10 protein-coding genes and 1 pseudogene are annotated in these 9,023 nt (G+C 66.5%); 5 read left to right on the forward strand and 6 right to left on the reverse strand.

The window, feature by feature from the left end; all coding sequences use genetic code 11:
- Positions 1-46 precede the first annotated feature (46 nt).
- Positions 47-844: a queuosine precursor transporter gene (locus tag B4L26_RS05250; RefSeq protein WP_409563484.1), complete on the reverse strand. Its 798-nt coding sequence runs from the start codon at positions 842-844 to the stop codon at positions 47-49.
- Positions 796-1,242, reverse strand: coding sequence for a DUF4307 domain-containing protein (locus B4L26_RS05255; protein WP_290716674.1), 447 nt, complete (start codon positions 1,240-1,242; stop codon positions 796-798). The genes B4L26_RS05250 and B4L26_RS05255 overlap by 49 nt, the downstream gene beginning before the upstream one ends.
- Before the next feature lie 23 nt (positions 1,243-1,265).
- Between B4L26_RS05255 and mca the strand changes: the two genes are divergently transcribed.
- Both mca and B4L26_RS05265 read left to right on the forward strand, forming a co-directional pair.
- A complete protein-coding gene (mca, locus tag B4L26_RS05260; RefSeq protein ID WP_290716676.1) occupies positions 1,266-2,126 on the forward strand; it encodes a mycothiol conjugate amidase Mca in 861 nt (286 codons plus the stop codon).
- Complete coding sequence (locus B4L26_RS05265) at positions 2,123-2,443, forward strand: hypothetical protein (protein ID WP_290716678.1); 321 nt, start codon at positions 2,123-2,125, stop codon at positions 2,441-2,443. Before mca ends, B4L26_RS05265 begins: the two co-directional genes overlap by 4 nt.
- Before the next feature lie 33 nt (positions 2,444-2,476).
- On the opposite strand, the gene B4L26_RS05270 is transcribed toward B4L26_RS05265, so the two are convergent.
- Positions 2,477-3,109: a Type 1 glutamine amidotransferase-like domain-containing protein gene (locus tag B4L26_RS05270; protein ID WP_290716679.1), complete on the reverse strand. Its 633-nt coding sequence runs from the start codon at positions 3,107-3,109 to the stop codon at positions 2,477-2,479.
- A 146-nt stretch (positions 3,110-3,255) separates the two neighbouring features.
- Here B4L26_RS05270 and B4L26_RS05275 point away from each other — a divergent pair, with 146 nt between their 5' ends.
- Entirely contained in the window at positions 3,256-4,314 is a 1,059-nt protein-coding gene (locus B4L26_RS05275) for an RNA ligase (ATP) (protein ID WP_290716681.1), read from the forward strand.
- A gap of 114 nt (positions 4,315-4,428) precedes the next feature.
- Here B4L26_RS05275 and B4L26_RS05280 read toward each other — a convergent pair whose 3' ends face one another.
- Complete coding sequence (locus tag B4L26_RS05280; protein WP_299490324.1) at positions 4,429-5,721, reverse strand: ATP-binding protein; 1,293 nt, start codon at positions 5,719-5,721, stop codon at positions 4,429-4,431.
- Between the two features lie 109 nt (positions 5,722-5,830).
- On the opposite strand from B4L26_RS05280, the gene B4L26_RS05285 reads away from it, so the two are divergent.
- A complete protein-coding gene (locus B4L26_RS05285) occupies positions 5,831-7,816 on the forward strand; it encodes a thioredoxin domain-containing protein (RefSeq protein ID WP_290716683.1) in 1,986 nt (661 codons plus the stop codon).
- On the opposite strand, the gene B4L26_RS05290 is transcribed toward B4L26_RS05285, so the two are convergent.
- Together B4L26_RS05290 and B4L26_RS05295 are read right to left on the reverse strand one after the other, a co-directional pair.
- Positions 7,797-8,195, reverse strand: a complete 399-nt coding sequence (locus B4L26_RS05290) for a type II toxin-antitoxin system VapC family toxin (protein ID WP_290716686.1) — start codon at positions 8,193-8,195, stop codon at positions 7,797-7,799. The two genes, B4L26_RS05285 and B4L26_RS05290, sit on opposite strands and share 20 nt — an antisense overlap.
- On the reverse strand, positions 8,180-8,437 hold the full coding sequence (locus B4L26_RS05295; RefSeq protein WP_290716689.1) for a type II toxin-antitoxin system Phd/YefM family antitoxin: 258 nt from the start codon (positions 8,435-8,437) through the stop codon (positions 8,180-8,182). The genes B4L26_RS05290 and B4L26_RS05295 overlap by 16 nt, the downstream gene beginning before the upstream one ends.
- 254 nt (positions 8,438-8,691) lie before the next feature.
- Here B4L26_RS05295 and B4L26_RS05300 point away from each other — a divergent pair.
- A pseudogene (locus B4L26_RS05300) lies at positions 8,692-9,023 on the forward strand (3-deoxy-7-phosphoheptulonate synthase); the annotation flags it as partial.

Raw genomic sequence — 9,023 nt, forward strand, 5'->3', positions numbered from 1 at the left:
GCTGCTCCTATCAGCCTACCAGTCGATGTGTTGCACGGCACAACCGTTATCGGTTCGTTGCCGAGGCCGCTTCGGTGCCGTAGGTCGGCTCGCGCCGCTTGATCCAACCGCACACCGCGTAGGTGACCGGCATGACGGCGATCTCCACGAGCACCTTCCAGACGAATCCGACGACGGTGTAGGAGAAGAACGACGAGAACGTCGTGAAACCCAGCGCCGGGGCGGCGATCGCGCAGAAGACGACGGTATCGGCGGCCTCGCCGACCACCGTCGAACCGAGGAGCCGCGCCCAGAGCCGGTGTTCCCCGGAACGCTCCTTCATCTTCACCAGGACGTAGGAGTTGAAGAATTCGCCCACCACGTAGCCGGCCAGACCGGCGATCAGGATCTGCGGGACCACCCCGGCCACGGTGCCGAAAGCGTCCTGCAGATCGTGGATTGCGGGGTCGGTCGCCGGGTCCGTCCGCGGCAGGTGATCAGCGACCCACATGCTCCCCGACGCGATCAGCATGATGACGAAGCCCAGTGCGATCACCCGTCGCATCGCGCGGAAGCCGTACACCTCGCTGATGACGTCGCCGAGTACATAGGCCAGCGGGAAGAGGAAGAACGCCCCGTCGGTGGGCAGTCCGTTGACGTGCAGCGGACCGAGGTCGAAGTCCAACCACGACTCGAAGAACACCGCGGGACGCGACGCCGTGACGTTGCTGATGAGCATGACGCCGACGAACAAGCCGACGAGCAGCGGGAAGTAGCGGCTGCCCGTCGACGCGAAGTGCGCCCGGTTCGGCGTGGTCACGATTTGTCCAGACTGGTCAGGTACGGCGGTACCGTCGGGCCGCATCCGAACACCTCGCCGGTCACCGCCTGTCCCGATGTTTGCAGGGTCGACCGGACTCCGACGCGGGGTGCGTTGCCGGCGGGGACCAGCACTTCCCGTCGGCCGATCTCGTTGCCGTCGATCCCGCGGGCCCGGATGACACAGGCCACCGGTCGGGTCGGGTCGGCGCGGCTGACGGTGAACTGGACGTCGACGGTGTTGGGTGCGGTGATGAAGTATCCGGTGGCTTCGCCCTCGACGTCGGGGCTGCCGAACTTCTGGAAGCCGATGATCGCCACCACCACGCCCAGCGCGACTGCCAGCCCGGTCAGCGCGAGATACCAGCGGCGCCGTGACGATGTCGATCGCTGCGTCGGGTACGTTGCGCTCGGCCCGTAGCCGCCCCCGTCGGATGCGTTCACGGCTCAATACCTACCATGAACCCATGGCCAGATTGATGGCAGTGCACGCCCACCCCGACGACGAGTCCAGTAAGGGTGCCGCGACGACCGCGCGATACGCCGCCGAGGGGCATGACGTTCTCATCGTCACCCTGACCGGTGGGGAGCGCGGCGACATCCTCAACCCCGCGATGGACCGACCCGGAATCCTGGAGAACATCGAGCAGGTCCGGCGCGACGAGATGGCGGCCGCCGCCAAGGCTCTCGGCGTCGAACAGACGTGGCTGGGTTTCGTCGACTCCGGCCTGCCGGAGGGCGATCCGCTGCCGCCGCTCCCGGAAGGCTCGTTCGCCACCGTTCCGCTGGAGGAGGCCACCGAGGCACTTGTTCGCGTCGTCCGCGACTTCCGGCCGCACGTGATGATCACCTACGACGAGCACGGCGGGTACCCACATCCCGACCACATCCGCTGCCACGAGGTGTCTGTTGCCGCATTCGACCAGGCCGGTGACCCGGACGCTTTTCCCGGCACGGGCGAGCCGTGGACCGTCGACAAGCTGTACTACACGCACGGCTTCATCCGCGACCGGATGGTCCTGGTCTCCGACGAGTTCGAGAAGCACGGACAGGAAAGCCCCTTCAAGGAGTGGCTGGAGAAGTGGGATCCCTCGCGTGGCGATCTGATGGGACGCGTCACCACACAGATCACCTGCGGCGACTATTTCCCGCAGCGCGACGACGCCTTGCGGGCACACGCGACACAGATAGATCCGAATGGTGTTTTTTTCGCAGTACCCTTGGAGTGGCAGCAACGTTTGTGGCCGACCGAGGAGTTCGAGTTGGCGAAGACGCGGGTGACGACGTCGATCCCTGAGACCGACTTGTTCACTGGGATCGAGGAATGATGAGCCCGACGATGATGATCGTCGCGACCCACGCCACGATGCTGCTCGCCGCCCCCGACACCGACACAAAGGGGCCGGAGTTCGGCAAAGCCTCGCCGATCGGCCTGTTGGTGATCTTGCTGCTGCTCGCTGGCACGGCTCTTCTGATCCGCTCGATGAACACGCAGCTCAAGAAGCTCCCACAGAGCTTCGACACCGACCACCCCGAGGCCGACCAGGCCTTCGACGAGGGCACCGACCGCGTCAGCATTCCCGACGATGGGACCGCTCCGGGTGCTTCGGAGACCGACGCCGCGGAGGACTCGCCCGGCACTTGACCGGGCAATCTCCCGCTGTGGGGGATTCGACGTTCAGCGGGATTCGACGAGGACGGTCGCGTCGTCGTTCACCAGCAGCGCCTGATCGTCGTGCAGCAGGGTCAGGTCGAATCGCGGGGCATAGATCCGCACGGTCTCGGCGATCAGCTCCGGCGGGAAGAGCTCGATGCGTCCGTCGGCGTGCGGGATGATCGAGGTGTCCACGAACTCCAGGCCCCGGTAGTCGGTCAGATCCGGTGCGGTTGCGGGATCGTCCATCGTGGAGACGGGTTCGATGCTGGCCCCGGCGATCACTGCCCCTGCGGACAGGCCGATGTAGGGGAGTCCGGCGCGGACCTTCTCGACGAGCACGTCGGCGAGGCCGTCGCGGCGCAGGTTGTCGAGCAGCACGAACGTCTCGCCGCCGCAGACGTACAGCGCGTCCAGACCGTCGAGGATCTCGGCAAAGGCGGTGGCCGACGGTATGTCGCGCGCGGTGATCGTCTCCGGCGCGTACCCGAAGTCGATCAACCGGTAGCGGTCGATCTCGGTGAACTCGGCGTCCTCGTAGGGAAGCATCGCGTCGTTGAGATAGCCGAGCCGGATCTCAGCGGGAGCCTTCCCCGTGTGCTCGGCGAGGAATCTGGGAAGCGCGCCGGCGCCCCACGACAACAACAGCAGATTCACGACGGTCAGCTTAAGCCGATTCGGTGACACCGAGGGCGCGCGACGGCCGATGTCAGACCCGTGAGTCATGCTGCGGTCAACAAATCGATTGACCGGCGCACCATTGGGCGACCACCCTGGGTCGGCAGCAGAACCAGGGGATCACCATGACCACGCCAACATCCAACGATGCCCGACGGCTCGTCACGATCGAGTCGATTGTGGCGATCGAACCCATTCCAGGCGCCGACTCCATCGAGGTGGCTCGAGTGCGCGGATGGACCGTTGTCGTCAAAAAGGGCGAGTTCGCGCCCGGTGATCCAGTGGTCTACATCGAGGTCGACGCGGCACTCCCGATCGATGACCCGCGATTCGCGTTTCTCGCCGCGCGCGGCACAAAGACCCTCGCGGGCCGCGACGTCCACGTGTTGAAGACCGCGCGCCTGCGTGGCGTGTACAGCCAGGGGATCGTGTTCTCACTCACCGACTTCCCCGAGCTCAGCGGCGTCGACGACGAGACCGGTTTCGACGCTGCTCTTGGCGTCGCGAAGTGGGAACCGCCGCTGCCGCCGGGGATGGCGGTCCTGGGCCCATTCCCGTCGCATCTACAGAAGACCGACGCCGAGCGCGTGCAGAACCTCGACGACGAGACGTGGTCGGCGATCCAGGCCGACGCGGATTCCTGGCTCCCCACGGAGAAGGTGGACGGCACGTCGCTGACTGCGTGGCGCACTGTCGACGGCATCCTGCACGTCGCCGGCCGCAACTGGGAACTCGACCCGGCCACGGCCAACGTCTACTGGGATGCAATCGCGACCAGCAGACTGGATGAGAGCGTCGGGGTCGGTGAGTGGGTGCAGGCCGAAGTCGTCGGTCCAGGTGTGCAGGCCAACGCGCTCAAGCTCGATGCGCTTCGCGTCGTGGCTTTCGGGTATGGGACTTTCGACGCCGCTGAGCCGTCGATCGCGACAACTGTACGAATCCCGACGACTGACTGGCCGGCGTGGGCCGACACGCTGCGTGCGCCGGTCTACGGATTCGAGCTCCCGGTGACGCGGGACGAGGCGATCGCACAGGTCGAGACGATCAAGTCGCTGATCTCGCCGTCGTGCGGCGCAGAGGGCGTCGTCTGGACCCACGTCGTCGGGACTCCGCTCGCGGGTCTCGGCAACCGTCCGGTCTGGAAGTCGATCTCGGCGCGCTATCTCACCAAGCACGGAGGGTAGGGCGCGGCGTGGTCGCCAAAGTACTGATGGGGCGTCGAGCTGTATGACGAACGTCAACCCCCGCTTAGCGAGATGGACCGGGAGAAGCACGGCCCGACCCGTGGCAGGCCACTGCTAGGGACCGAGCAACGCCGCGGGAACAACGGCGATACCGTCGGCGCGGCGGTACGCCTGCGTCCCGGTGGTCACGACGACGGCGTCGAGTAGCCGGTCACCGATCCGGTCGCGCAACCAACGTAGATGCTTGACGTCGCTATCGACAACGGTTGCCGAGAGTTTCGCTTCGATGGCGACGATGCCGTCATCGGGTCCGATGACGATGAAGTCGACTTCGTGCTCGCCGCGTTGGGTTCGCAAGTGTCGTACCTGCGCTTCTGCCGCTTGGGCATATACGCGCAGGTTGAGTGCCAGGAGGCTCTCGAAGAGCGCGCCGAGGAATACTCCGCTGCGCTGAATTGACGGCGTGATCTGCGCTCCCGAGGTCAGACCGGTTGCAGTGACGTTGAGAAGCCGGGCCGCAAGTGCGGGGTCGGCAAAGTGGTGTTTGTCGCTTGAGGCGAGTTCGGTGAGCCTGTTGTTGGTTGGAAGCCACGCAGCGACGGGATCGAGCAGCCATAGCCGTGTGAGGATGTCACGCCAGGGAAGTGTCGTGGTCAACGCCGGTTTGTTGCCGACGCCGGGGGTAGCGGCGTCGCGGATCGTCTCGAAACTGGCGGTGGTGGCAGTTGCGGCGGCATACGCCCGCATCCACGCGCGAAGGGTGTCCGGGCGGCGAATCGTCATGCCTTGCTCGGCGAACTCCCTGTCGATGACACGAGTGAGGTAGCCGTCCAATTGTGATCGCAATTGCCGGTGGGTCAGTCCGCGCATGCCGGGGAAACCGCCGGAGACGATCTCGTCAACGTACTCATCCAATCCGACGGATGTGTGTCCCTCGACGTTGGGTCGACCTCCTCCGAGAAGGTCGCTCAGGTGCACCGATGGGGCATATCCGCGCTCGGACAACGTCAACGGACGCATCCTGATAGGAACGATCCGCCCCGCGCCGCTATGCGTCGGCGGGCCAGATGGGGATGCAGAACCGGTTAGCAGGAAGCGTGCGGGTCGTGGATCCTCGTCGACGGCTCGTCTGACCACATCCCAACTGGAAGGCACACGTTGCCATTCGTCGATGAGGATGGGCTCGGTTCCTCGTGTCAATCGATGGGGTGCGGCCTCAACTATCTGCCGCTGTCCATCATCGTCGAGCCGGTACACCGTCGCCGCCCGGGTCAGAGCGGTTGCTGTCTTTCCGACGCCCTTCGGGCCCTCCACGCTGATTGCCGAGAGCCCGGGCATCAGTTCGTCGAGCTCCTCGTCAATGACACGCCGACGATAGCCACTCGGGGCGACTGGCGGGACAGGCATGCTGTGACGATACAGTTCGGGAGACTTGTAAACTAGTATTTCGGGACTCTGAACGATAGAATTTCGGGACGCACACCAAGCTGGAAGTTCAGGGCAGGAGCGATCGAGAATGACGAACCGGCTAGCCTCGGCGACCAGCCCCTACCTGCGCCAACACGCGGGCAACCCCGTCGACTGGTGGGAGTGGGGCGACGAGGCGTTCGCGCAAGCGGCCAGTCGCGACGTCCCGGTGCTGCTCAGCATTGGGTATGCGGCGTGTCACTGGTGTCATGTGATGGCGCACGAGACGTTCGAGAACCCGGCGCTCGCTGCGCAGATGAACGCCGGGTTCGTGTGCATCAAAGTCGACCGCGAGGAACGCCCTGACATTGACTCGGTCTACATGGCCGCGACGGTCGCGATGACCGGTCAGGGCGGCTGGCCGATGACGTGCTTCCTCACCCCCGACGGTGAGCCGTTCTACTGCGGCACCTACTTCCCGCCTGCGCGCCGCGGGGGGCAGCCAGGGTTCGGCGAACTGCTCGCCGCCATCACACAGACCTGGGAACAGAGCCGAGGCGAGGTCGACCAGATTGCCGAGCAGGCGCGTGCCCACCTCGCCCAGACCGCGGCGGGGCTGCCGGACGCGGGAATACCCGTCGACGATGATCTGGCCCGCTCGGCAACCACCGCCTTGATCGCCGACGAGGACCCGATAAACGGCGGCTTGGGACGCGCTCCGAAGTTCCCGCCGTCGGCGACGATGTTGGCTCTCCTACGCCACGACGAGCGCGTCGGATCGCCGGAGGCCCGCGCGGTCGTCGAGCGGACGGCGATCGCAATGGCCCGCGGCGGGATCTACGACCAGTTGGCCGGTGGTTTCGCCCGCTATGCCGTCGACGAGGCGTGGGTGGTGCCGCACTTCGAGAAGATGCTTTACGACAACGCCCTGCTGCTCCGTGCGTACGCGCAACTCGCGCCCCGCGACGGCCCGGTGCGGGAGTTGGCGCGCCGCGTGTGTGAGCAGACTGTCGCCTTCCTCGACGAGGTGCTGGGTACGCCCTACGGGTTCGCATCCTCACTCGACGCCGACACCGACGGCGTGGAAGGCGCGACCTACGCGTGGACCCCCGCCCAACTCGTCGAGGTGCTCGGCGAGGATGACGGCCGTTGGGCCGTAAGGACTTTCGGTGTGACTGACGCTGGGACCTTCGAGGAAGGGGCATCAACGCTGCGGATCGTGGCACCGCCCGACGACGTCGAGCGGCACGAGCGGATCGTCGAAGCGTTGCGCACCGCCCGCGACCGGCGTCCGCAACCCGCGCGCGACGACAAGGTCGTGACGGTGTGGAATGCGCTCGCGATCACCGCGCTCGCGGAGGCGGGCATCGGGCTGCACCGCACCGAGTGGGTGCAGCGGGCCGCGTGGTGCGCCGGCGAACTACTCGACCGCCACATCGTCGACGGTCAGCTGCGCCGTGCGTCGCTCGACGGTGCGGTCGGCGAACCCGTCGCCATGCTCGACGACCATGCCGCCCTCGTCGTCGCATTGCTGTCGCTGTATTGCGCGACGGGTGAACAGCGGTGGCGCACCGCGGCCCTCGACCTCCTCGACCGCGCAATCGAAACCTTCGCCGACGCGGAGGCGCAGGGTTCGTGGTTCGATGCGCCAGCCGACGGCGGGTTGATCGTGCGACCGCGCGACCCGGCCGACGGCGCAACCCCGTCGGGCGCGGCGCTGATGGGCGAGGCGCTGGTCATGGCGTCGATGCTCGCCGACCCGGACACCGCCGGGCGCTATAACGACCTTGCCGCGCAGACCGTGGGGCGAGCCGCGATCTTGCTTGCCCGCGCGCCGCGTGCCGCGGGTCATTGGCTCGCGGTGACCGAGGCCTGGCTGGCCGGTCCTATGCACGTCACCGCGTCGTCGGCGGACATGTTGGCCCTGGCGCGCGAGGCGGCACCGGGTTATGCGGTGGTCACGTCGGCAGTAGAGTCCGGGTTCTCCGCTGACCAGCCGCCCGAAACCGTCCTGGTCTGCCGGGGGACCACGTGCTCACTGCCCTTGGCTGATTCCGAAGCGATACGCAGCGCGGTCAGACCGAGTTGGCGCTGACCCCGGGGAGGTCGCTGAATCGCGCTGCGACGTCCCGGCTCAACAGCGTGCGACCGGTCTCTGCGGCATGACTGGCGATGATGAGATCGTGGGCCCCTCGTGGTCGACCTTGTTGTCGGACGTGGGCGATCAGCCGTGCATGGTGGATCGCCGTCGACGTCGAGTAGTCGAGAACTTCAACGGCACCGACGATCGCCGTCAGTGCGCGGGTGCGTGCCTGAGCCTGCTCGGTGCTGCCGGCTAGCTCGATGGCGGTGCGGTACTCGGCGACGGTGATGGCGGAGATCGCCACGTCGGCGTCGTCGAGAATCGTTCGGTCGAACTCGTTGCGCTCGTAGGCAATGAGGAGGTTGGTGTCGAGGATTACTCGTCGGTCCACGGGTCCGCCTCGTCGACCGTGAGCATCCCGACTGCTGAGGCGACGTCGTCGGCGAAGCCATCGTCGGGTGGCGACGTGCCTGCCAAGGCGGCGGCGAGGTCGCGGCCCGTGCGGCGCGCGGCAGGGCGGATCTCGGCGATCCGCCTGTTGCCGCGGGTCACCACCACTGTCTCACCCGCCTCGACTGCGTCGAGCAGGTCGGAGAAGCCTCGCGACGCCTCCGTCGCGCTGATCGTCCTCATGTGACCGATTGTATCTGAGAATCAGATTCTCCGAGGTGGTGACGCAGTGGTACTGTCTCCGACGTGAACACCACCGTGCGCGCCTATTGGCGCTTCTTTACCGAGGCTCCGGGTGAGCCTGCGGTGAAGCGGTAGTTTCGCGCGCACATTCCACATCCGGAGCCCCGAGCAGTGACCACCAGGTCGCTGCTCTCTTGTTTGTCAGGGCTCTGTACGCGGGGCCCGTACGGGTACCAACGCGAGAGGCCAATACCGTGACCACCACCCCAGACATCACCGACCTGACTGCGCAAACGACTTCTGATCGTCGTATCCGGGCCTTCCGCCCCATTCCGACGCCGGACGCGCTGCGCAGCGAACTGCCGTTGACCGCGCGCCGCGCCGTCGCGGTGTCGCGCGACCGCGAGGAGATCGCCGCGATCCTCACCGGCGCCGACGACCGTCTACTCGTCGTCGTCGGGCCGTGTTCGATCCACGACCCGGTCGCCGCGATCGACTACGCGCGTCGCCTGGCGCCGCTGGCGCGGGAGTACTCCGACCGCCTCAAGATCGTGATGCGCGTGTACTTCGAGAAGCCGCGCACCAC

This window comes from Gordonia sp. UBA7599 (genome assembly GCA_002477755.1).
Lineage (GTDB): Bacteria > Actinomycetota > Actinomycetes > Mycobacteriales > Mycobacteriaceae > Gordonia.

What these genes read in the sequence shown, in the direction of transcription:
- B4L26_RS05275 (WP_290716681.1), top strand. Translation starts at nt 3,256, where the DNA reads ATGACCACGCCAACATCCAACGATGCCCGACGGCTCGTCACGATCGAG.
- B4L26_RS05280 (WP_299490324.1), bottom strand. Translation starts at nt 5,721, where the DNA reads ATGCCTGTCCCGCCAGTCGCCCCGAGTGGCTATCGTCGGCGTGTCATT.
- B4L26_RS05285 (WP_290716683.1), top strand. Translation starts at nt 5,831, where the DNA reads ATGACGAACCGGCTAGCCTCGGCGACCAGCCCCTACCTGCGCCAACAC.
- B4L26_RS05265 (WP_290716678.1), top strand. Translation starts at nt 2,123, where the DNA reads ATGATGAGCCCGACGATGATGATCGTCGCGACCCACGCCACGATGCTG.
- B4L26_RS05295 (WP_290716689.1), bottom strand. Translation starts at nt 8,437, where the DNA reads ATGAGGACGATCAGCGCGACGGAGGCGTCGCGAGGCTTCTCCGACCTG.
- mca (WP_290716676.1), top strand. Translation starts at nt 1,266, where the DNA reads ATGGCCAGATTGATGGCAGTGCACGCCCACCCCGACGACGAGTCCAGT.
- B4L26_RS05250 (WP_409563484.1), bottom strand. Translation starts at nt 844, where the DNA reads ATGCGGCCCGACGGTACCGCCGTACCTGACCAGTCTGGACAAATCGTG.